At 71.8% G+C, this 21,497-nt stretch carries 17 protein-coding genes; 11 read left to right on the top strand and 6 right to left on the bottom strand.

The window, feature by feature from the left end; all coding sequences use genetic code 11:
• On the top strand, nucleotides 1-1,292 hold a 1,292-nt coding region (locus ACGFML_RS26730; RefSeq protein ID WP_393547808.1), incomplete at its 5' end, for a hypothetical protein.
• Nucleotides 1,293-1,299: 7 nt separating this feature from the next.
• On the opposite strand, the gene ACGFML_RS26725 is transcribed toward ACGFML_RS26730, so the two are convergent.
• Nucleotides 1,300-3,420 (bottom strand): ATP-binding protein, encoded by a 2,121-nt coding sequence (locus tag ACGFML_RS26725; protein ID WP_393547806.1) that lies wholly within the window; start codon nucleotides 3,418-3,420, stop codon nucleotides 1,300-1,302.
• A gap of 179 nt (nucleotides 3,421-3,599) precedes the next feature.
• Here ACGFML_RS26725 and ACGFML_RS26720 point away from each other — a divergent pair, with 179 nt between their 5' ends.
• Nucleotides 3,600-3,839: a hypothetical protein gene (locus tag ACGFML_RS26720; protein ID WP_393547804.1), complete on the top strand. Its 240-nt coding sequence runs from the start codon at nucleotides 3,600-3,602 to the stop codon at nucleotides 3,837-3,839.
• On the opposite strand, the gene ACGFML_RS26715 is transcribed toward ACGFML_RS26720, so the two are convergent.
• Together ACGFML_RS26715 and ACGFML_RS26710 are read right to left on the bottom strand one after the other, a co-directional pair.
• Entirely contained in the window at nucleotides 3,823-4,185 is a 363-nt protein-coding gene (locus ACGFML_RS26715) for a hypothetical protein (RefSeq protein WP_393547802.1), read from the bottom strand. The two genes, ACGFML_RS26720 and ACGFML_RS26715, sit on opposite strands and share 17 nt — an antisense overlap.
• Complete coding sequence (locus ACGFML_RS26710) at nucleotides 4,185-4,922, bottom strand: DUF6232 family protein (protein ID WP_393547800.1); 738 nt, start codon at nucleotides 4,920-4,922, stop codon at nucleotides 4,185-4,187. The genes ACGFML_RS26715 and ACGFML_RS26710 overlap by 1 nt, the downstream gene beginning before the upstream one ends.
• A 351-nt stretch (nucleotides 4,923-5,273) precedes the next feature.
• Between ACGFML_RS26710 and ACGFML_RS26705 the strand changes: the two genes are divergently transcribed.
• From ACGFML_RS26705 to ACGFML_RS26685, 5 genes are all read left to right on the top strand, one after another.
• Nucleotides 5,274-5,573, top strand: coding sequence for a WXG100 family type VII secretion target (locus tag ACGFML_RS26705; RefSeq protein ID WP_129250606.1), 300 nt, complete (start codon nucleotides 5,274-5,276; stop codon nucleotides 5,571-5,573).
• A gap of 74 nt (nucleotides 5,574-5,647) precedes the next feature.
• Nucleotides 5,648-5,962 carry a hypothetical protein gene (locus ACGFML_RS26700; protein WP_393547798.1) on the top strand — a complete coding sequence of 105 codons (315 nt, stop codon included), beginning with the start codon at nucleotides 5,648-5,650 and terminating at the stop codon, nucleotides 5,960-5,962.
• 31 nt (nucleotides 5,963-5,993) lie between these two features.
• Nucleotides 5,994-6,719, top strand: a complete 726-nt coding sequence (locus ACGFML_RS26695; RefSeq protein ID WP_393547796.1) for a hypothetical protein — start codon at nucleotides 5,994-5,996, stop codon at nucleotides 6,717-6,719.
• A gap of 10 nt (nucleotides 6,720-6,729) precedes the next feature.
• A complete protein-coding gene (locus ACGFML_RS26690; RefSeq protein WP_393547794.1) occupies nucleotides 6,730-11,232 on the top strand; it encodes a DUF6531 domain-containing protein in 4,503 nt (1,500 codons plus the stop codon).
• Nucleotides 11,233-11,252: 20 nt separating this feature from the next.
• Nucleotides 11,253-11,642 carry a hypothetical protein gene (locus ACGFML_RS26685; RefSeq protein WP_393547792.1) on the top strand — a complete coding sequence of 130 codons (390 nt, stop codon included), beginning with the start codon at nucleotides 11,253-11,255 and terminating at the stop codon, nucleotides 11,640-11,642.
• A gap of 100 nt (nucleotides 11,643-11,742) precedes the next feature.
• On the opposite strand, the gene ACGFML_RS26680 is transcribed toward ACGFML_RS26685, so the two are convergent.
• Nucleotides 11,743-16,137: an FtsK/SpoIIIE domain-containing protein gene (locus ACGFML_RS26680; protein WP_393547998.1), complete on the bottom strand. Its 4,395-nt coding sequence runs from the start codon at nucleotides 16,135-16,137 to the stop codon at nucleotides 11,743-11,745.
• Between the two features lie 261 nt (nucleotides 16,138-16,398).
• On the opposite strand from ACGFML_RS26680, the gene ACGFML_RS26675 reads away from it, so the two are divergent.
• Nucleotides 16,399-17,340 carry a hypothetical protein gene (locus ACGFML_RS26675; RefSeq protein ID WP_393547790.1) on the top strand — a complete coding sequence of 314 codons (942 nt, stop codon included), beginning with the start codon at nucleotides 16,399-16,401 and terminating at the stop codon, nucleotides 17,338-17,340.
• Between the two features lie 3 nt (nucleotides 17,341-17,343).
• On the opposite strand, the gene ACGFML_RS26670 is transcribed toward ACGFML_RS26675, so the two are convergent.
• Both ACGFML_RS26670 and ACGFML_RS26665 read right to left on the bottom strand, forming a co-directional pair.
• A complete protein-coding gene (locus ACGFML_RS26670; protein ID WP_393547788.1) occupies nucleotides 17,344-17,991 on the bottom strand; it encodes a sigma-70 family RNA polymerase sigma factor in 648 nt (215 codons plus the stop codon).
• A 303-nt stretch (nucleotides 17,992-18,294) separates the two neighbouring features.
• Entirely contained in the window at nucleotides 18,295-19,074 is a 780-nt protein-coding gene (locus tag ACGFML_RS26665; protein WP_393547786.1) for a LamG domain-containing protein, read from the bottom strand.
• Nucleotides 19,075-19,883: 809 nt separating this feature from the next.
• Between ACGFML_RS26665 and ACGFML_RS26660 the strand changes: the two genes are divergently transcribed.
• The 3 genes from ACGFML_RS26660 to ACGFML_RS26650 all read left to right on the top strand — a co-directional run bounded on the left by ACGFML_RS26660 (nucleotide 19,884) and on the right by ACGFML_RS26650 (nucleotide 21,493).
• Complete coding sequence (locus ACGFML_RS26660; RefSeq protein ID WP_393547784.1) at nucleotides 19,884-20,156, top strand: hypothetical protein; 273 nt, start codon at nucleotides 19,884-19,886, stop codon at nucleotides 20,154-20,156.
• A gap of 171 nt (nucleotides 20,157-20,327) precedes the next feature.
• The gene (locus tag ACGFML_RS26655; protein WP_393547782.1) at nucleotides 20,328-20,750 is read left to right on the top strand and encodes a YjbQ family protein; all 423 of its coding nucleotides are present in this window, start codon (nucleotides 20,328-20,330) and stop codon (nucleotides 20,748-20,750) included.
• Nucleotides 20,751-20,938: 188 nt separating this feature from the next.
• Nucleotides 20,939-21,493: a DUF5994 family protein gene (locus tag ACGFML_RS26650; protein WP_393547780.1), complete on the top strand. Its 555-nt coding sequence runs from the start codon at nucleotides 20,939-20,941 to the stop codon at nucleotides 21,491-21,493.
• Nucleotides 21,494-21,497 lie beyond the last annotated feature (4 nt).

Raw genomic sequence — 21,497 nt, 5'->3', positions numbered from 1 at the left:
CGACGTTCGGGCTGTCACCGGACTGGCTGCTGGCGGATGGCGAACCGTTCGTGGATGGGCTCGTGCTGTCGCATCCGGAACAGTGGGAGCGGTTGCGCCGCACATGCCCTGAAGCGGAGAAGGCGGCCGTACTCGCCGGCGACCCCTGTTTCGACCGCATGCTGGCCGCCCGCCCGTACCGGGAGCGGTTCCAACGCGCTCTGGGGCTGCGCCGCGGACAGCGACTCATCGTGCTGAACTCCACCTGGAACCCGGAAGGTCTGTTCGGGAGCGGCGGTGACCAGGACGTCCTGCCAAGCTTGTTGCCTCGGCTCGCGGCCGAGCTGCCGGCCGACGATTACCGCCTCGCAGCCGTACTGCACCCGAACATTTGGTACGGACACGGCCCGGGCCAAATCCGCGTGTGGCTGGACCGAGCCCGCCGCAGTGGGCTCACCCTGATCGATCCTGTGCACGCCTGGCGCCAGGCCGTCCTGGCCGCGGACGTCGTCCTGGGAGATTTCGGGGCGGTCACCTACTACGCCGCGGCACTGGGCCGCCCCGTCCTCCTGGCGGCCACCGGGGAGGGGCGGCTCGACCCTGACGCACCGCTCACGGCGTTCGTCCGAGACGCTCCGCGGCTCGACCCGCAGGGCCCGTTGCGCGAACAGCTCGAAGGACTGCTGGCACGACACCGACCGCTCGCCGGGCCTGCCGAGTTCACCACCTCGGCCCCCGAAGCCTCGGCGAAGCTGCTGCGACGTCACTTCTACACGCTGATGGACCTTCCCGAGCCCGCGGCTCCCGCGCTGCTGGAGCCGCTGCCCTTGCCGCAGTACGACCCTCCGCGGCGTACCCATCCGCTGGATGTACGTGCCCGTGTTCGCGGCATCGACGTCGTGATCGAACGGTCCACGGGGCATCCGTACGACGCCGACGGTGAGGCGCACCGCGCTGTGCACGAGGACACCCGCGATCCGGGCGACCTGGCGACGGCGGACGTGATCTGGCGTGACGGCCCGCCGGATGATCCCCGCTTGGGTGGCCCGGCCGCGTGGACAGCGGAAACGCTCCAACGTCACCCGCACTGTTCCCTCGCCGCGTATGTCAGCGGGCCGGACCGGTGCACTGTGGCCGCCCGTGGCCACGGCGTCCTCCAGCTGTCGGCGGGCCCGGCGGCGGACGCCGACCCGGCGGTGTATGCGTCGGCACTGCACGCATGGTTGACGCACGGCGGCGCGGTACCGCCGGGCGGGACGACGCTCCGGGTGCACCTGGCCGGCAACGTGCACCCCATGGTGTGCACCAGGTGAATGGCTGCTACTCCACGCCTTCGCATCGCTGCCGGAGGCGAGCGAGGTACCCCAGGTGCGGAGTCGCTCCCTCGGGCACGAGCAGACGTTCGGCCTCGGCGATCCTGGCCAGCGCCGCGGCATCGTGGCCGGCGTCGTGCAGCGCCTCGGCGAGGTCGGTGAGGACGCGACCCTGGTTGTACGCCTCGCCCCGTTCCACGAAGAAGTCCAACGCCCTCTCCAGATGGACGAGGGATTCCTCCGATCGCTCCAGGCCACGAAGGGCGCGTCCCTGGTGGCGCTCGGCAAGGGCCAGGGCTCGTGGCAGGTCCGCCGCGCCGTCCTGCCCGGAGGAGATCCGCCGGTACAGGTGTTCCGCCTCGACGAACCGCTCGTAGGCCGCTCCGTACCGCCACTGGCTCAACAGCAGCAGCCCCAGCAGTTCCACAGACGACGCTTCGCCCCTCAGATGGCCCGCCGCCCGCTCGCCGGCGACGGCGAGGTGTGCCTCCTGGTCGGCTTCCTCCCAACGCCGCAGTTCGCCGAGGCAGTGACCGAGCTGGAAGTGGAGTGCGGCCGCCGTAGGGGACTCCGGGTCATGCTCATCGGCGCACCGGGCCGCGATCTGCAGAGCGGGCAGCACCTCGTCCCAGTACCCGGCCTTCAGCTGAAGCGGCCACAGTGCCCGGGCCAGCTTCGGCGCCGTACCGAGATGTCCGTACTCGTGGGCGACGGAGACCGCCCGGATCACATTCGCCGCGTCGGCCCGCAGGGCCCTCATGCCCGCAGCCTCATCGCGGTACGGCCGGTCGGCCGTCGGGGCGGGTTCGACCCGCCAGCTCAGCGGCAGGGCGGCATGTGCGGCGTGCAGTGCTCGGTTCAGCACACGGTCAAGTACTCGGGACACGGCCGCGGCGCACTCCGCGACTCCGTGCTCGGCACCCGCGGCGTCTGCCAGAAGGCGCCGTACCTCGGGGCGGAAGCGATATCGGCCGTCGTGCAGAGGCTCCACCAGCTCCGTGCGCGCCGCGTCAGCCAGCATGCGGTCGGCTTCCTCGGGCGCGACGCCGGCGGCGGCAGCGGCCAGGTCCGCATCGAACGCGGGCCAGCCGCCCACCGCGGTCAGCCGGCACAGCCTCGCCGTCTCCGGTCCGAGCCCACGGCACACAACCTGGGCCATGCCGTGCACCGGAGAGCGACCAGGAGGGTGATCCGCCGGATCCGGGAGTGCCGGTTCCTCGGTCAGCAGGCGCATCGCCGCCACCTTCAGGGCGAAGGCGTTGCCCGCGCAGTGGCCCAGGAGTGCCGACAGCTGCGGCTTGGCAAGAGTCACGTTCTCCGGCCCGGCGACCTTCCTCAGCATCTTCACCGCGTCCCGGTCCTTCAGCCGCGGTACGGCGATGCGCTCCGCCTCCACCGCAAAGGCCGGTCCGGACGCGATGACCAGGAGGAAGACCTCTGGGGTGGCGGGGATGAGATTGCGGACCTGTGCGACGGACGAGGCATGGTCAATCACCACCAGTGCCCTTCGGCCGGCTGTCAGCCGCCGGTACAGCGCTTCCCGCCCGGCCTCCGTGGGCGGGATCTTCTCCCGCTCGACCCCCATTTCCAGCAACAGGCGCAGCAGAACGGCCGACGGCCCGGGGCCGTTCTCGCCGGCTGCGTCGCGGAGATCGACGTAGAACTGTCCGTCCGGGTACCGGGCGAGCCGGCCGGCACCCCAGTACAGACCCACCGCAGTGGTTCCGATTCCGGGCGGCCCGTAGAGGAGGGCAACCCTTGGCCGTCCCTCTGCTGACCGGGCCGCCTCTCGTGTCAGCCGCTTCAGCACCTGTTGGCGATCGGTGAAGTTTCTGGTGGCAGGCGGTAGTCCCGACCCCAGGGGCAGCAGTACGGGTTCCGGCATGCTCCGCAGCAGCCGGACCCACTCGTCATTCTGCTGCCGGTCCTGGCCCAGCCGCGCATGCAGCTCCCGCGCCAGCACCTCCCACCCCATCGGGCCGGCCGGCGACGGAGTCTCACGTCCCAGTGTCCGCCGCACCAGAGCGCCCGTGGAGACAAGCACCTGCTTGCCCATCTCCCCCGCGGCACCATTTCCCACCGCGGTCAGGAATGCGGTGAGCGCCCCCACCGTCACGATCTCGAACACGCCGGCCCCTCCCCTGGTCCCGTGCTGCGGTCCCTGGCCGGACTGTATCCCCGCTGAAGAATCCCGGGAAAACAGTTCCTGACTTCGCTCGCGTTCCTGATGGCAATTCAGAAACCCGCTGTCGCCGGTTGGCAGTCCCGCCACGGAACCGAGGACCTCGTCATCACGCAGCCTGCATCGTGCGCACGCTGCTCTCTCTCGACGTGATGCGCGACCTGCTCGATGCCACCGACCGCATCGCCTCCGGCACCGATCTGCCCGCGAGCGAGCGGGAAACACTTCTGGAGCGGGTGCGCGGCTTCGAGGATGCGGTGCAGGAACGGGTGGCGGACCTGCGCACCCAGCTCGCACGGGGCGAGGAGTTCGCCGACACCGGCCAAGCGACTCACGCCACCCGCGGGCTCACTTCGCGCCCATGAGTTCGAGGACCTTGTTGGTGGCCTCGATGATCGGTGTGCCGAGCGTGCCTATGGTCGCGGCGATGCCCGCGACGGCGAGCAGGGCGCGGTGCCGCTCCTGCGGGGGGACGTCCGACTCGGCGCGGAGGGCCGGCAGCGCGCCGTCGAGGGCGTCGGCGCCGGCCGGCGGGACCTGGGCGCGCAGCTCCTGGGCCAGGGCGAGGAGCTCACGGAGAGCCTCCTGGACGGCCGGGGGCACCTCTTGGGCCGGAGTGACTCGCTTGTCGATGCCGACGTTGCCCGAGCCGCCGTGCATGGCGACGTGGTCGCCACTGCCGAAGTAGTAGTGCTGGTCTCCGCCGCTCATCAGCTCGCCATCCCTACGTTGCCGGTGCCGCCGTACATGTTGACGTTGTCCCCGAAGTAATAGTGCTTGGGGCTGATCGCGATGGTGTCCACCCGCACCTCGAACTCCGCCTTCGGGTTCTCGATCGCGTCGGCGATCTGCTGGGCGAGGCGCCTGAGTTGGTCCCGGTCGGGGCTGGTCACCACGGCGGTGGAGGGTCCGGACGTCTCGACGGCCAGGACGTAGTGCGACGGCGCGCCGAGTACTTTCAGCATCTCCACGAGGCAGTAGAGCAGCGCCGCAGCCGCGACGATCACGACGAGAGCGGTGAGCCCGGGGGAACCGCCGCTGTCGCTGCTTCCGAATCCGCCGGACGAATCGATCAGGCCGGCGAGCAGGCCGAGGAGCATCGTCGTCGCCCCGATGGTCAACAGCCGCTTCGCGAAGAGCAGGACGGCGTCCTTGCGCCGGGGGTGGATGGTGAGCGTGTACACCCGGGCGATGTTCTGGAGCGGGTAGTAGGCGTCACCGACCCAGAGCAGCCGTCTGCCGACCCGCAGGCTGACCCCGATGACCGGCTCCGCCGAGGCCGCCGGTGACACATCGGGATACGGGTCGGCGGTGGGTGGCGGGGCGGCCGGTGGCTGCGGCGGGGCGGCCGGTGGCTGCGGCGGGACGGCGGGCGGCGCGCCCTCGGGTGGGGATGAGGCGTCGTCGGACGTGTTCCACGCCTGTCCCGCCGGGTCTGCTGACGTCACGCGAGGTCCCCCTTGGTCGACCTTGTCGAGTGAACTCCATTCACCCGGTCGCGGACCCCTGGCGCAACCGCTTCTGTCAGGAAAGGCGTTACCGCAACCGGACGTTGAGGCTCCGTGGCAGGTGCTCCGCGGCAGGTACTCCGTGGGCGGTGCTCCATGGCAGGTGCTCCGCGGCATGGTGTCGCGCGACCGCGCACCCGGCACCGGGCCTTGCGGCGTCGGCCCGGCGCGCTGCCCTGCCGTTTTGTCACCGTTCCGCAACAGGCGTGAACCGCCCCGGCAGATGTCCCGTACAGCCCGGTGTGTGCGGCCCACCGGCCGCGGCGTTACGCAGCGAGGGAAGGAATCGACATGGCCGGCGGCAACATCCAGATCAGCCCGGACGAGATGCGGGAGGCGTCGACCTGGCTGCAGAACCAGAAGGAACTGATGCAGCAGAGCCTCCACGAGGCCAACACCAAGATGGACGAGATGGTCGAGGCCGCCTACGCCACCCCCGGCTCCGAGTCCAAGTTCCGCCCGTACTGGGAGGAGTACAAGAACGGGACCGAGAAGGCGATCGAGGGCCTGCAGGGCGTCAGCGAGTTCATCAAGCAGGTCGCCGACGCGTTCGTCGACACCGACGACCAGACGTCCGGCTCCATCGGCTGACGTGCCCCGCACCGTCCGGCCCCGCTCCTCCTGTGAGGGCGGGGCCGGACGCCGGAGCAGGAGAGGAGACGCCGATGGGCCGCATCAGCGTTCCTGTGCAGGACCTGAAGGACACGGTCAAGGAGCTCCAGAACATCGGGGATCTGATCGGGGACTCCGCAACGCTCTTCCATGCCGCGGGCGACCGGAAGGACTTCAAGAGCTTCGCCGGCGACAGCAAACTCGCGCACGCCCTCGACGAGTTCGACAAGGCGTGGGTGGCAGGTCACGAGCGGGTCCACGACAACGTGAAGAAATTCTCCGAGAACGTGGACGCGATCGCCGAGAACTTCACGAAGACGGACGAGGACAGCGTCAACGCGCTGGAGAAATCGAAGAAGGACGCGTGACAGGACACGTCGCGCGGAAGGGAAAGGCGTCATGACGCAACCGGTCACGGAGCGGCCCGGGGCCGCGCCCGCGGGCTACACGCTGAGGTTCCCCGACTCCTGGTGGCATCTCGACCTCGACCCGAGCACCCGGGACGCGTCGATCCGCCGCCGTGTCGAGGACCAGGTGAAGAAGGCCCCGCAGCTCTCCCGCGAGCAGGTGGACGGGCTGATCCGCAGTGCCCGGCGCACCGCCCGCGAGGCGCACGCGCAGGGCGCGCTGCGGGCGGCGGGGATGCTCAGGATCCTCCCCGCGGGCAGCGGCCCCCTGGTGCTCAGCGCCACGATGGTCGTGCTCCGGATCTCCGTTCCCGAGGATCAGTCGGAGGATCTGGCGGACCTCGTCGTCGCGGCCGCCATGCAGCTCGGCACCGAGGCGGAAGGCAGCGGACTGCCGCCCGGCGAGGTGGAGGTGGTGGAACTGCCCCAGGCCGGAGCGGCCGGGCGGATCACCAGGATCGAGGACGTGGACTACGGGGGCACGCGCGTCCCCACCGCGGTGCGGCACACCCTGATCCCGGTGCCGAACAGCCGCGACTATCTGGTGCTGGCCGGTTCCACTCCCAACGTCGATCTGGCGGACCAGTTCTACGAGGTCTTCGACGCGATCGCGGAGTCGTTGCGCTTCGATGACCCGCCCAGGCCGTCCGGCACAGCGGATCCGGCTGCGGGAGCGGCCGCCGAAGGCCCCATGGGCGAAGCAGACAAGGGAAAGTGAGGTCGCGGCCATGGCGCGTCCAGCGGTGTCCGACTGGGAATCGGTCTTCGGGTTCGAGGACGACCCGACTCCGGGCGATCCGGAAGTGCTCGGCGATCTCGCGCGCAGCTACCGTTCCGTAGCCGATAACGCGGGCGACGCCCTGCCCCTCGTCTCCGGCCTGGAGAACAAGCAGGTGGGCGAGGGCAAGACCATGGAGAAGCTCCGGGACAAGCTCGGCGACCTGGCCAATCAGGTGCGCAAGCTGCACAGCTCCTACGACCAGGCGGCCGGCGCCCTGGACACGTACGTGCACTCATTGCGTGATCAGCAGCGCAATGCCGACCACGCGCTGGAGAAGGGGCGCGAGGCCAAGGAACGGCTGGCGTCGGCCACCGAGGTGGTGCGCGCGGCCGGTGCCGACATCGGCCGGCTGGACGCGGTCACCCACCCGCCGGACGATCACGAGGCGCGGGCGAGCACCCGGCGCGCGCTGGACGAGGCCCACAGCAAGCAGTCCACGGCGCAGACACATGCCGATGACGCACAGGCGGATCTGGATGCGGCCCGGCTGCTCGCCGAGGATGCGCGGCAGGTGCGGGAGGAGGACGCCTCCACGGCGGCGCAGAAGCTCGACGATGCGCGGAGCGAGTCGGTCGAGGGCTACAGCCTGTGGGACAAGATCAAGAAGGCGTTGAGCACGGCCTTCGGCATCATCAGCGCGGTGCTGGGCGTCCTGGCGATGCTGGTGCCCGGCCTCCAGGGTCTGGGAATCGCCCTGATGATCGGCAGCATCGTGGCCGGCGCGGTGTCGCTGGGGATCAACCTGTCCATCATGGCGGAGACGGGCGAGTGGAACATACTCGACATCGTGCTCGGCGTCGTGGGCCTGGTCGGCGGCGGAGCCGCGGCCCTCAAGGGCCTCGGGGGAATCGGCTCGGTCCTCAAGGGGGTCAAGCCCACCTCGGTCAAGCCCACCTCGGTCAAGCCCGGCGACGGCCGCGTCGTCGCCCGGGATCCGAAAGAGCGTATCTGCGAGACCGACCCGGTCGACGTGGCCAGCGGTGAGATGCTGATGACGGAGACCGATCTGGCGCTGCCAGGCGTCCTGCCGCTGGCCCTCAGCCGCACGCACCTCTCCACCTACCGCTACGGCCAGTTCTTCGGCCCGTCCTGGGCCTCCCTCCTGGACGAGCGCCTCGAAATCGACGGCCGGGAGCGGGTGTGGTGGGCCCGCGAGGACGGCTCGATCCTGACCTACCCGCGCCTTCCCGCCGCCGGGTCCGACGAGGCGGTGTGGCCCGAGGAAGGCCCCCGCCTGCCGCTGACCTGCGCGGAAACCGGTACCGCTGGCGAGGTCGCCTACCTCGTCTCCGACCCTCGCACGGGCCTGGTCCGCGCCTTCACGGACCACCCCGACGACGACAGCGGCCTGTACTGGCTGAGCCGGTGGCACGACCGCAACGGCAACGAGGTCGGCGTCTCCCGGCTGGCGGACGGCACCCCGACCGAGCTGGTCCACTCCGGCGGCTACCGCGTCGGGGTCCACTGCACCGCCGGCCTGCTGACCCGGCTGACGCTCTCCACGCCCGAGGGCCCGGTCGAGGTCATGTCCTACAGCCATGACGCGGACGGCAACCTCACCCATGTGGTGAACTCGTCCGGCAAGGCGATGGTGCTCGGCTACGACGACCGGTCCCGCATCACCGCCTGGACGGACCGGAACGACTCCACCTACCGCTACGTCTACGACGACGACAACCGCGTCACGCAGACCATCGGCCCCGACGGCTACCTCTCCTCACACTGGACCTACGACCCCGAGGCGCGCCGGACCCACTACACCGACGCCTGCGGCGCCACGACCGTCTACCATCTCAACGAGCTGTACCAGGTCGTCGGCGTGACCGACCCCCTGGGCCACACCACCACCTCCGAGTGGGACCGCTACGACCACCTCCTGTCCCGCACCGACGCCCTCGGCCACACCACCCGCTTCGAGTACGACGAGCACCACAACCCCACCGTCGTGCACCTCCCGGACGGCAGCCGCACCACCACGGCGTACAACGGGCTGAACCTGCCGACCGAGGAGACGGGGCCCGACGGCAGCGTCTGGCGGCAGGAGTTCGACGAGAGGGGCAACCTGACCTGCCTCACCGCGGCCGACGGCACCACGCACCACCTGACCCGCCACCCCACCGGCGCGGTCGCCTCGGTCACCGACCCGGTGGGCGGAGTGGTCAGCTACGAGGCCGACGACGCGGGGCTGACCGTGGGCTTCGACAGCGGGCCCGGCGGCAGGGTGACGGCCGCGCGCGACGCGTTCGGCCGCCTCGTCACCCTCACCGATCCGCTGGGAGCGGTCGTCCGCGCCGAGTGGAGCGTCGAAGGCCGGCTGGTCAAGCACGTCGCGCCCGACGGGCGCAGCGCGGCGAGGACCTGGGACGGGGAGGGCAACTGCCTGACCGCCGTCGACCCTTCGGGCGCCGTCACCCGCTACGAGTACACCCACTTCGACCTGCTCAAGGCCCGTACCGGGCCCGACGGCGTGCGCTACGCCTTCGCCTACGACACCGAGCGGCGCGTCACCCAGGTCCGCAACCCGCAGGGTCTGACCTGGGACTACACCTACGACGCGGCGGGGCGCCTGACGAGCGAGTGCGACTTCGACGGCCGGGAGGTCACCTACACCCACGACGCGACGGGCCGGGTGGTCGCCCGCACCACGCCCCTGGGCGAGGAGATCACCTTCCGGTACGACTCCATGGGCGCGCTCCTGGCCAAGGACGCGGCGGGGACGCTCACGTCCTACGCCTACGACCCGTCCGGGGTGCTCGCCCGCATGACCTGCGGGGACTCGACGCTGGAGTTCGAGCGGGACGCCATGGGGCGGATTCTGGCCGAGACCGTGGACGGCCGCCGCACCGGCTTCACCTATGACGCCCTCGGCCGCCGCACCTCCCGCACCACCCCCACCGGCGCCGTCACCGAACTCACCTACGACGACCAGGGAAACCGCGACAGCCTCTCCGTGGACGGGCACCGGGTGACCTTCACCCACGACGTCCTCGGCCGCGAGCTGGCCCGCGCCTGGGGTGCCGAAGCCGCGCCAGTGGAGGCGACGACCGCCTGGGACCTGACCGGACGCCCCGTCACCCACGGTCTCGCCGCCGCGGGCCGGAGCCTGCGCGAGCGCACCTACACCTATCGTGCGGACGACCACCTCACGGCCGTCACGGACGCGGTGACGGGACTGAGCCGGCGGATGGAACTCGACCCGGCCGGGCGCCCGCTGACCGTCACCGCCGACGGCTGGACCGAGTCCTATGCCTACGACCAGGCGGGCAACCAGACGTCGGCGAGCTGGCCGGAGCAGGCCGGCCGCTCGGAGGCCCGCGGCGAGCGCACCTACGCGGGAACCCGCATCCAGGCCGCGGGCGCGGTGCGCTACGAGTACGACGCCGCGGGCCGCATGGTGCTCCGCCAGAAGCGCCGGCTGTCGCGCAAGCCCGACACCTGGCGCTACGCATGGGACGCCGAGGACCGCCTCACCTCCTGTGTGACGCCCGACGGCACCGTCTGGCGCTACACCTACGACCCGAGGAGCCGCCGCACCGCCAAGTCCCGTATGGCGCAGGACGGTTCGGTTGCCGAGGAGATCCGCTTCACCTGGGACGAGACCTGCCTCGCCGAACAGACCGACACCACCACCGGCGTCACCCTCACCTGGGAGTACGAGGACCACCGGCCCCTGACGCAGCTGGAGCGCAGGCCGCGGACGCAGGAGGAGTTCGACTCCCGCTTCTTCTCGATCGTCACCGACCTGGTCGGCACCCCCACCGAACTCGTCGACGAACAGGGCGGCATCGCGTGGCGCTCGCGCACCACCGTCTGGGGCACCACCAGCCGCAACCGCGACGCCACCGCCACCACCCCGCTCCGCTTCCCCGGCCAGTACCAGGACCCCGAAACCGGCCTCCACTACAACTACTTCCGCCATTACGACCCCGAGACCGGCCGCTACGTCTCGGCGGACCCGCTGGGTCTGGAACCGGCGCCGAACCCGGCCGCCTATGTCGACAATCCCCACAGTGCGTACGACCCGCTCGGCCTGGCGCCGAAGGACTGCGGGCACGAGGCGGAGGCGTACCTCCTCCGTTCCGACGGATCGATCAGGGATTACTACACCGTCAAGAGCCCAAACGCGGGTGAGGCGTCGACTCCCGAGGAACTCAGTGTCAACGGCTGGAACAAGCAGGCCGTCGTCCACACGGAAAACCGCATATCCCGCCGTTCCGGCGCCAGTACGGGCCCGAAATTCCAAATACCGAACGACCCGTATTTCAACACGCATCCGGTCACCCGGGGCGAAGCCGTTTTCATTCAAGGCACTTTGCCCCCGTGCAGCCGCTGTAAGGGCGCTATGAACCGCATGGTAAATGAGCTCGGAGTCAACGTCCGGTACGCTTGGCCGGAAGGGCAGACGACCAGGACCTGGGACGCTGGAAAGGGTGGATTGAAATCGAGGTAATTGCGCGCGCTGCAGGCGGTGTGGCCGACGAGGACTACGACACCCTCGAGGCGGGATTCTCCGAAGGAGCCGACGGTTCGGGGCTGGCGGTGATGTTCCAGCGCGAACTCTCCGCAGTGGCACCGTGGGAGGGCGATCCGGAAACCGATGATTACTTCTCCAACAGCTACTGCGTGACCCTCGGCTCCGGCGAGACGGTGTACGGAGAACTGGAGAAGGTCTCCTTCTCGGGAAATCGGGCGACTTTCCAATTCGCCGGCCATGCCGCCGAAATCCTCCGCACCGGGCGGCAGCTCGTCGTCGATTTCGAGGTGCCGGAAGCGGATCTGCGGCTGTTCAGGGAGGTACTCGAAGAGGTGGTGACATGGGGGGTTCCCAGCCAGGTCCCCCAACTGGACGTCATCGGGTGATCCCCCGATGACGTGAGGACACGCGTGAGGGCCCCGCCGAAACGTTCGGCGGGGCCCTCTGCGGTGTCCGGACGGCGAATCCGGTACGGGTGTCAGGCCCTCACGCCGGGGTGCCCGGCCCCGCAAGCACCGTCTCCGGGACCTGCACGGTACGCAGCACGCCGTCGCCCAGGTGCAGGATCGCCCGGCCCGGTCGGGTCGCGCCCAGCCGGCTGCGGGGCACCTTCACGCCGATCAGCTCACCGTCGCTCATGTTCTGCGGCTTCAGCAGCAGACCGCACCGGTTGCGGCGGGCCTCGGTGTGCCAGCCGGAGAAGCCGGAGGAGAGCCGGTCGGTCTGCCCGGCGATCACCAGGCCCCGGCCGGTCTCGGCACCGGACTTCGCGATCGGCGTGAGGACGGACTCGGCCTTCGACTTCAGCAGCAGGTCGGCGTCGTCCAGAATCACCACGGCCCCCTGCGGCGCGGCCGCCAGCGCCTGCTCCAGCGCGGCGGGGTCGATGTCGGACTCGTCGAAGACCGCGAGCACGCCGGGCCGTCCGGCGAGGTGGCGCAGCGGTGAGCGGGCGGGAGCTCCGACCACGACCGAAGTGCCGCCCGCGAGCAGCGCCACCGCCAGCGTCGACAGGACGGTGCTGCGTCCCGAGCGGGCGGGCCCGGCGACGAGGAACGTCGGGGTGACGGTGAAGTCCGGCCCCAGTGCGGTGAGTTCGTCACCGCCGACGCCGGCCAGCGCCCAGCGCGAGGAGCGCCTGCTCGGCACGAACCGGGCCGCCTCCTCGAAGGTGAGCCGGTCCGGCAGGGTGTCGACGCGGAACGGCCGGGTGGCGGCCGGCAGGTGAGCCGCCCGTTCACGGCAGTGCTCGGCGATCTGCTGGAGCGCCACGGCCTGCGCCTGGCCCTCCGGGTTGTCCGTGAGGAGCGCGATCTGCACCTCGGCCTTGTCGGCGGCGCGGAACGCGCGGCCCGGCGGGATCTCGTCGGGCACGTTCCGCTGGGTGATGCCGATCATGCCGTACTCGGACTTCTCGTTGAGCTTCAGCACGAGCTTGTCCTCGGTGGAGCCGTTGACGCGGCTGGAGAACAGCGCCCGGTCGCCGGTCATCACCAGGTGGATGCCGGCGCTCGCGCCGTCCCGCAGCAGGGTCAGCACGGAGTTCAGCAGGTTCCCGGAGTCGTACTCGCCGAGCTGCTTGTCGAAGACCTCCCACCGGTCGATGAACAGCAGGATGTGCGGCGGCCGTTCGGCCTCCGGCAGGGCGCGGCGGAGTTCGGGCAGGTCGGCGCTGCCGCGGGCGGCGAGCATCTCCTGCCGTCGGGTCAGCTCCTCCGTCAGGCGGGCGAGCAGCCGGGCCACACGGTCGGGCTGGGTGCGCTGGGTGACGGCACCGCAGTGCGGCAGCCCCTCCATGGCCAGCAGGGCGCCGTTGCCGCAGTCGATGCCGTACATGTGCAGCCGGTCCGGGGAATGGCTGTAGGCCAGCGTGCCGGCGAGCGTGCGCAGCGTCTGCGAACGGCCCTGCCGGGACGAGCCGATGATGTGCAGGTGGCTGAGGGTCGCCGGGTCGATCACCAGCGGGAGCCGGGCCTGCTGCGCGGGCAGGTCCACCACGCCGTACGCGACGGGCGGGAGGTCGTAGTCCGAGGCCGGGACCGGGGGCAGTTCGCCGGTGACCAGCCTTTCGGGCAGCGGCGGCAGCCAGGGGCTGTGCTGCGCGGGAATGCCCATCTCCCGGTCCGCACCGCGGATCGCCTCGACGAGCCCGGTGAGGTCCGTCTCCACCTCGGCGGGCGCGGCCGCGCGCCGCGGCCGCGCCAGCAGCGGCTCGCCGAGCCGCTCCCAGCCGACCGCCACCGCCCAGGGTGCCGGCAGCGAGGTCACCGCGGCGCCCGGCCGGCGGCCGCCGACCCGGCCGGACTGGAACGGCACGAGGGAGTTCTGGCCGAGGCGCACATAGGCGCGGCCGGGCGTGCCCTGCGAGATTCCGGCGGCCTCGGAGGAGTTGATGACGTCCTGGCTCTCGCCGGCGTCCGTCACCCGGAGCGCGATGCGCAGGTTGGTGTTGGCGCGGATCTCCGAGGAGACCACGCCGCTGGGGCGCTGCGTCGCCAGGATCAGGTGGATGCCGAGGCTGCGGCCCCGCTGCGCGATGTTGACCAGGCCCTTCACGAAGTCCGGCAGGTCGCGCACCATCGAGGCGAACTCGTCGATGACGATGAGCAGCCGGGGCATCGGGGTGTGGCCCGCGGGGTTCCGCTCCAGCAGGTCGACGTAGTCCTCGATGTCCTTGGCGCCGGCCGCGGCGAGGATGTGCTCGCGGCGGGTGAGCTCGGCAGTCAGCGACACCAGGGCCCGTTCGACGAGGTGGGCGTCGAGGTCGGTGACCATGCCGACGGTGTGCGGCAGGTTCACGCAGTCCTTGAACGCGGAGCCGCCCTTGTAGTCGACGAGGACGAACGTCATCGCGTCCGGACGGTTCGCCACCGCGAGCGAGGCGACCAGCGTCTGGAGGAGTTCGGACTTGCCGGAGCCGGTGGTGCCGGCGACCAGCCCGTGCGGGCCGTCGCGCTTCAGGTCCAGGAAGAACGGGCCGTCCAGGGAGACGCCGACGGCCGCCCGGGTCGAGCGGCCCCCGGCCGTCCAGCGCGCCCGGATGCCGGCGGCCTGCGGCGGGTCGAGGGCGAGGACGTCGAGCAGCCGCGCGGAGCCGGGGAGCACCGCGGCCTCCTCGTCGGCCCCGCCCGGGTCCCGCAGCGGGCCCATCGCGCGGGCCAGCGAGCGGCACCAGTCCGGGGACACCGCGTCGGGTCGGATGCCCCCGAGGGTGCCCCTCCCGGAGCGTCCCACCCGCACGGTTCCGCCGGGCTCCTCGGCGACGACCGCGTGGCACTCCTCGGGCAGCAGCCGCTCCTCGGCGTCCAGGCAGACGGCGCGGACGCCGACGGCCGGTCCGTCGCGCAGGATCTGGGCCACGCCGGGCAGCGAACGCAGCCTGCGGGCTCCGTCGAGGACGACGAGAACGTCGGGTCCGGCGGGCCGGCTCCGCCGGTCCTCCTGCCCGGCACGCTCGGCGATCAGCGCGGTCAGTTCGGCGACGCGGCGGGCGCAGGTCTCCGTGCCGTAGCCGATGCTGGCCGGGGTGTCGCCGGACTTCTTGCGCACGTGCGGCAGCCAGCGCAGCCAGGACCAGCCGTCCCGGCCCGGTTCGCCGGTCGTCAGCAGGTGGATCTGGAGGTCGCGGGGGCTGTGCAGGACGGCGGCCTGGGCGACCGCCCACCGTGCCACGGCACGTGCGGTCGGGCCCTCGCCGGCGATGCCCAGGACGTCGTGCTCGCGCAGCGGAACGGTCACCGGGACGTCGTACGCGGTCCACGGGTCCTGGCGGCGGTGTTCGTCCTTGGTCGGGTCGTGGAGCACCACGTCGGAGGGCAGGTCGGCGGTTCCGATGCGCAGTTCCAGGAAGTCGGCGTCCGAGGTGCGGCGTTCCCAGAGGCGGTGCCGGGGGCCGACGGCGGTCAGGACGACCTCGGCCGGGTCCGGGAAGCCACGGCGCCGGGCGGTGCGTTCGGCCGCCAGGGCCTCCCTCGCCTCGCCCTCGATGCGCCCCTTCTTCTCCTCGTAGGCGGCGACGGCGCCGGAGTGGGACTGGCGTCCGGTGCGCCGGCTCATCAGGTAGTTGCCGAGGACCGCGACCGGGGAGAGCAGCCCGAACAGCAGCATCGTCGGGCGGTGGAAGATCAGCGCCCCGGTCACTGCCATCACCAGCGGGACGGCCGCGGCGATCCACGGGAGCGGCCGGGCGGCGGGCGCCGCGGGCGGGGAGGGCAGGGTGAAGCGGGTGGCGTTCTCGGCCGGCCGCAGCCGCGGCGGCCTGTTGTAGTCCCAGCCGGTGCCGTCCTCCGACGGCTGCACGGCCGCGTCCGCCCGCTGCGGAAGGGCGAGTTCGAGCAGGACGCCGCCAGACCCGGGAAGAGCGAGCTGCGCGCCGGCCGGCCAGGCGGTGGCCTCGGCGAGGTCCTCGCGGTCCAGTTGCACGGTGCCGCCGTCCGGCGCGGACGCGTCGGGCGCCACACGGCAGCGCCCTCCGGGGCCCACCGTCAGGACGGCGAACGGACGGGCCGGTACGGCGCGCAGCACCTGCGCGGTCCCGTCGTGTGCCAGTCCGATCCGGTACTCGCCGATGTCGAGCCGGTGCACCGCGCCCGCCCCGGCCCCACCGACCGCACGGACCTCCACCAGCCCGTCCGGTTCGGCCGACGAGGTGGCCGCCGGGCGGCCCAGGCCCACGATGGCCGCGTGGTGCAGCGGCGAGTCCCGCAGCCGCATGTCCGCGGGCAGCAGACGGTCGCCGGTGTACAGGCCGAGGCCCTCCGGGGGCCGGTGGACCCCACCCGCCCCGGCCAACGCCTCCGCGACGGCGCCCAGGGGCGTGTCGGGGTCGGTGTCGAGGTGGACGTCGAACGCGTCACCGTTCCCCTCGACCACGGTCAACATCAACGACACGAAAACGTCCTCCAGCCGGCGTGAATACGGGGGCGCGGGAGCCGTACTCGGAGGCTTCCGTACCACTGACGGGACCTACGGAGCCCGCCCGCGGATGGTTCACCGACGGTTCGCGGACAGGCCGGTGAACCGTCCGCGGCCGCGCCCCGTACTGGCCTTCGGGAGCACGGCGTCGCGACAGTGCCGCGGTGCCGCCCCCGCTTTCGACCGTCCCGGCTCCGCCGCCGGGGCGTCCCGACAAGGAGTCAGAAGATGATCTGGTACGTCCTGGCCGCGGTGCTGGGGCTGGCGCTGATCGGGGCGGTGGCCGCGCTGATCGTCACCGAGCGGCGGCCCCGCCCGCCGAAGCCCGCCACCGCCTCGGCCGCCGTCGTGGGGCGGGAGGCGCTGGACGTGGTCAACGCGGGCCTGCGCCGGCTGACGGGCGAGTGCCTGCGCTCCGGCCGGTCGCTGCCCGACCTGTACGCCGTCGTCTACTCCGAGGAGCGGCTGGCACTGCTGCTGGCCGGCGCGGAGGAGACCGCCCCCGCGCCCTGGACCGCCGAGGCGGACGGCGAGCGCTGGACGGTCTCGCCCGACGACCTGCACCGCCCCGGTCCGGAGGGCGAACCGGCCCTGCCGTACGCGCTGACGGTGACGGTGGGGCTGGACGGCGCCGACCGGGTGCTGGTCGACCTCTCCCGGGCGGCGGGGCCCATCTCCGTGGCGGGCCCGGACGAGCAGGTGCGCAGCCTGGCGCGGGCCGTCGTCAGCGAGGCGCTCTCCAGCCCGGTGGGGGCGCTCGCCGAGGTCACCCTGGTGGGATCCCTGGCCGGCGACGGGCTCGTTGCCGGCGACATGCCGCGGACCTCGCGTCTGCACACCGCGGCCAGCCTGGAGGAGGCCTTCGCCAGGGCGGCTTCGGCGGGCTCGGGACAGCCGGAGCCCGGATCGTCCGACGTCACCCAGATCTTCCGGCTGATCGAGGGCAGCAGCCGGATCGCCGTTCAGGGCGAGGCGCCGCACCTGTTCCTCGTGGACGCCTCACAGCTCCCTCGGCGGGAAGGCGCGTTGGACGGTCTGCGGCGCGGGGACGCGCTGCTGGTGCTCGGCGACGCACCCGCGGGGTGGCGGTGGCGGGCCGGTGCGGACGGATCGCTCGACACCGGGCCCCTCGGCCTGGCGGTCACCCGGCACCTGGGGCGTTTCGCGTGAGGCTCATCCGGCCTCGCGGTCACGGCCGCCCGCCTGCAGCCCGCGGCTGTGCAGCGCCTCCCGCAGGGCGCGGGCGGCGTAGTACGTCCGCGACTTGACCGTGCCCGGCGGCACGCCCAGGACCCTGGCCGTCTGGTTGACGCTGCGTCCCAGGTAGTGCACGTGCAGCAGGACCTCCCGCTGCGGCGGCCGCAGGTCCCGCAGCGCCTCGATGAGCACCTGGGAGGTGAGGATGTGGTCCACGCCGTCGGACACCGGCAGGTGGGCGAGTTCCGGGTCGCCGGTCTCCGGTGGTCTGGCCTGGCGGGCCCGGTGACCGTCGATGACGAGGTTGCGCAGCACGGTGAACAGCCACGGCCGCACCGAATCCGCGGTCGGGTCGAGCTCCCCGGCGTGGCGCCAGGCGCGGATCGCGACCTCCTGGAGGACGTCCTCGGCGCGGTGCCAGTCGCCCTCCAGTCGCCGTGCGGCGAACTGCAGCAACGCGCTGCCGTGGAACTGGTAGAGGGCTCTGAGGAACTCCTCGGGGCGGGGTTCCTCGGCGTGGGGGCGGGATTCCTCGGCGTGGGGGCCAGGTTCCTCGATGTGGAGGCGAGGTTCCTCGATGTGCGGGCGGGGTATTCGGTCTTCGGTCGAAGCGCTGGCCGTCAAGGGCCTGTTCCTCTCCGGTCGTCTGTGGGGGAGACGGGTTCAACCGGCTGCGGGAGAGCCGGCGGACGCCGCCACGGGCGGTCGTACGCTCCGTGCGGCGTGTCCGCCCTGCTCGCGGCGGCGTTCGACAACGCGCCCCGGTACCACCGTCCTTCCGGCGGCCGCGGCGCATCGTCCGGGGGCGCCTTCCGGCAGGGCACGAAGTGCGGCCGGACCGTGCCCCGTTGCACGTCCCGGCCCGCTCGGTGCGCGGCCCCGCCGGCGGCGGCCGGCGCCCATCGTGGCGGGCGCCGGCGTCCGCCGTCACTCCGGTTCGTGGGAGGAGAGCGACTCCACCTCGCCGGGCGTCAGTTCCCGGTCGTAGACGTGCACATCGGCGATGTCGCCCTTCCAGTGGTCGGCCGCCTTCCCGCCGAACTTGCCGCGTCCGACCATCACAGCGCCGGTGGGCTTCACATTGCTGGCGGCCGCCCTGCTTCCCGCGAGCCGGCCGTCCACGTAGATCCGCATCCGGTGGTCCTTCTGGCGGTACGTGCCGGTGAGGTGGTACCAGCGGCCGGCCTGCGGCTGCACGGTCTTCTCCGCGACGGTACGGGCGCCGGTGAAACTGAACGCGAAGTTCTGGTCCTGGCCGGAGTACTGGAGGAAGAACGTGCTGGCCTGGTCGCCGTCCTGGGACAGGGCGGTGTGGAAGCCGTCCAGGTCCTCGGCGGTGAGTTGCACCCGTGCGGCGACCGAATAGTCCTCGCCGGCGGTGTCGATCCGGGTGCCGGTGTCCGCGAATCCGTTGGTGCCGTCCAGCCGCAGGGCACCGCCCTCGGGGCCGTCGGTCCACTGCGTGCCACCGTTGACGACGGCGTCGTGCTCACCGGCCTTCGCGGTACCGGACCGATGCAGGGGCCACCACCCGACGCCGCGCAGCGACTCGGCGCCGGCGCCCTGGCTCGGCGAGGCCGGTTTCGCCCCGTCCTGCCGCTCCCCGGACCCACCCGGCCCCTGGCCGCGCACCAGCTGGGTGACGACGAAGGCCAGTGCGACGGCCAGTACAGCGATAGCAGTGATGAGTGACCATCTGCGGGTCATGAAGCTCCCCGGGACGTGCGAGATAAACGTGTCACTGTAGATCACGTGTCCGATGCGACATTGGTTCGACCTACAACGGAATTGTGACAGGCCGGTGGGACAACGGGCGTGGGCGCCCCCCGAATGTCCGCCGTGCGCACGACCTGTGGCGACGCCCCGGTATGGGCGGTGGGACATTGGGACACCGGGGCGTTGGGATGTTTCGGCGCCGGCCGCAGCCGTCCGGGAACGCCGCGACAACCTGCCGGCACGAGGCCGCCGGGCACGACGCGCCGACTGCCGCGCCCAGTTGGCGGCCGCACGCCCTCACGTCGCCGTCCGGCGTGCCGTCACCTCACCTCGCGAGCAGCGGATTTCCGCGCCGTGACACACCGCGGGCGAGGGGGTACCGGTGCGCCATCGCTCCGCCGCCCCGGCCCGCCGCCGCCCTCCGTGCCGGAACGGCCGGGGTCGGCCGGTAGCGGCCGGGGTCGGCCGGGGTCGGTCGGTAGCGGCCGGGGTGCCGAGACCGGCACGCGATCACCGCCGCGCCCGGGGACGCGCTCACGACCCCGGCATGCCCGTCCGTGCCGTCGGCGCGCGGCACGATGCGACGGTCATGGCCGGCGTCGCGGGGTGACGCCTCCGAGCGGCGCACGGCCCGCCTCCACGAGCGCCTGGCCTCGTACGGGTTCGGTGGACCGGCGGCCGGAGTACCGTGAACACATCGCCTCAGCTACGCGGCTGCGACAGGGTCCGCCCCTCGACCGGCGTCCCGGCACTCCGTCGCCGCGATGAGCGCGACGCGGTTCTCCCCAGAGGTGGCAGTCATGGCATCACTGACCGAGCGGAAGGCGTACCGCGAGAAGATCATGCAGGCTCTGTACGACGCCACCGAAGGCAACCGCCTGCTGGGCGTCACGGGGGCCAGGTTGGCCCGGGATCTCGCGATCCCCGACGAGGACCTGGCGGCCGCCTGCACGTACCTGGTGGGCGAGGGCTTGATCACGGTCGACTGGACCGCGGGCAATACGCCGGCCATGGTCACGCTGACGCACCAAGGCATCCGGCGCATGGAGGCCGAGGAGGAAGCGGACGGTTGACGCCGTGCGTGGGACCGGGAGAGCGAGGAAGCCGCGCTCCGGGACCCGCCTTCGAGACGGCAGGTGGGAGCTGTTCACCGGTACGGAAGCACCGGCCCCCACCGACGGAGGCCGGCGGAACAACCCGTCCGGCCGTCAGTGCTTATCCTCCGCGACGGGTACCGGTGAACCATGGCCGGCACCTTCACCACCCGCACCGTCACCCTCACCACCGGCGCCACCGAGACCCTGCACGACCTGACGAACGCGTGCTCCGTGTTCCTCAGGGAGGCCGCTCATGGACGAAACGGACTGCTGAACGTCTTCACCCCCCACGCGACGTCCGGCCTGGCCATCATCGAGACCGGTGCGGGCAGTGACGACGACCTGCTGGCAGCCCTCCGCGACATTCTTCCCGCGGACGGCCGCCGGCAGGAGCGCCACGGTGGTCCGGGCCTCGGCGGTGCCCACCTGCTCCCGGCTCTCGTACCGCCGCACGCCACCTTGCCCGTGGTCGACGGCGAGCTGGAGCTGGGGACCTCGCAGTCCGTTGTGCTGGTGAACAGCAACCGCGACGGCTCCGAATGCCAAGTCCGGCTGACCTTCCTCGCCTGATCGTCGCCCGACCGTACGACCCACGCCTGTGCCGTGCACCCGCGTCGCTCCGGATCGGCCCGGCGGTCCTTACCAAGAGTAAGCTGGAGACACCGAGGGCACTCCGTACACAGCCTCCACGCTCGTGTCGCGTTCGGCGATTCACGACACCGGACCGGTTGTCGTCGGCCCGGGGCAAGGTCCGCGTCATGACCACGACCCTTCCGTACACGCCGGCGGTCGAGGACCGGACCTCGTCGCTGCCCCTGCGACTCCTGCTGGCGCCGGCCGGCTCCGCTCCGGCCCTGCTCGACGGGGCGTGGTGGCCCCGCTCCCGTGACCTCGCGGCGGAACTTCCCGCACTGACGGCCGTCCTCGACCCGCTGTGGGGGCGGATCACCCACGTCACGGTGAACCCCACACTCTGGCCGGTCATCCCACGAAAGGTGCCCGTCGAGGGGCATGTGGTGGGCGTCGGCTGGTTCGAGGGCGAGCAGGATCCCCACAAGTTGCTGCTGCTCTCCTACACCGTCGGCCGCTGGGATCTGCTGGTCATTCCCCCGGAGACCAGCCCGGCCACCGCCGCCCGACTCATGACCGAGGCCGCCGATCCGCTGGGCACCCTCACCGCGAGCGCCCTGATGGCCGCAGCGGAACAACGCCGGATCGCGGAGGAGATGGAATTCGCCCTGGTTTCGGTATGGGACTCCGAAGGCGGTCATGGAGCAGGCCCGCCGACCTCGCGTTTCCCCGTCCACGCGTAGGAAA

Origin of the sequence: Streptomyces sp. NPDC048650 (assembly GCF_043199095.1) — a bacterium.
GTDB lineage: Bacteria > Actinomycetota > Actinomycetes > Streptomycetales > Streptomycetaceae > Streptomyces.
Note: the sequence above shows the minus strand (reverse complement) of the source record. Positions and strands in the feature narration are given on the sequence as shown.

Bases quoted from the DNA above. Each gene is read 5' to 3' on its own strand.
- ACGFML_RS26715 (WP_393547802.1), bottom strand. From the start codon at position 4,185: ATGAGCGGCGGAGACCAGCACTACTACTTCGGCAGTGGCGACCACGTC.
- ACGFML_RS26705 (WP_129250606.1), top strand. From the start codon at position 5,274: ATGGCCGGCGGCAACATCCAGATCAGCCCGGACGAGATGCGGGAGGCG.
- ACGFML_RS26700 (WP_393547798.1), top strand. From the start codon at position 5,648: ATGGGCCGCATCAGCGTTCCTGTGCAGGACCTGAAGGACACGGTCAAG.
- ACGFML_RS26695 (WP_393547796.1), top strand. From the start codon at position 5,994: ATGACGCAACCGGTCACGGAGCGGCCCGGGGCCGCGCCCGCGGGCTAC.
- ACGFML_RS26690 (WP_393547794.1), top strand. From the start codon at position 6,730: ATGGCGCGTCCAGCGGTGTCCGACTGGGAATCGGTCTTCGGGTTCGAG.
- ACGFML_RS26680 (WP_393547998.1), bottom strand. From the start codon at position 16,137: ATGTTGACCGTGGTCGAGGGGAACGGTGACGCGTTCGACGTCCACCTC.
- ACGFML_RS26675 (WP_393547790.1), top strand. From the start codon at position 16,399: ATGATCTGGTACGTCCTGGCCGCGGTGCTGGGGCTGGCGCTGATCGGG.
- ACGFML_RS26665 (WP_393547786.1), bottom strand. From the start codon at position 19,074: ATGACCCGCAGATGGTCACTCATCACTGCTATCGCTGTACTGGCCGTC.
- ACGFML_RS26660 (WP_393547784.1), top strand. From the start codon at position 19,884: ATGGCATCACTGACCGAGCGGAAGGCGTACCGCGAGAAGATCATGCAG.
- ACGFML_RS26655 (WP_393547782.1), top strand. From the start codon at position 20,328: ATGGCCGGCACCTTCACCACCCGCACCGTCACCCTCACCACCGGCGCC.
- ACGFML_RS26650 (WP_393547780.1), top strand. From the start codon at position 20,939: ATGACCACGACCCTTCCGTACACGCCGGCGGTCGAGGACCGGACCTCG.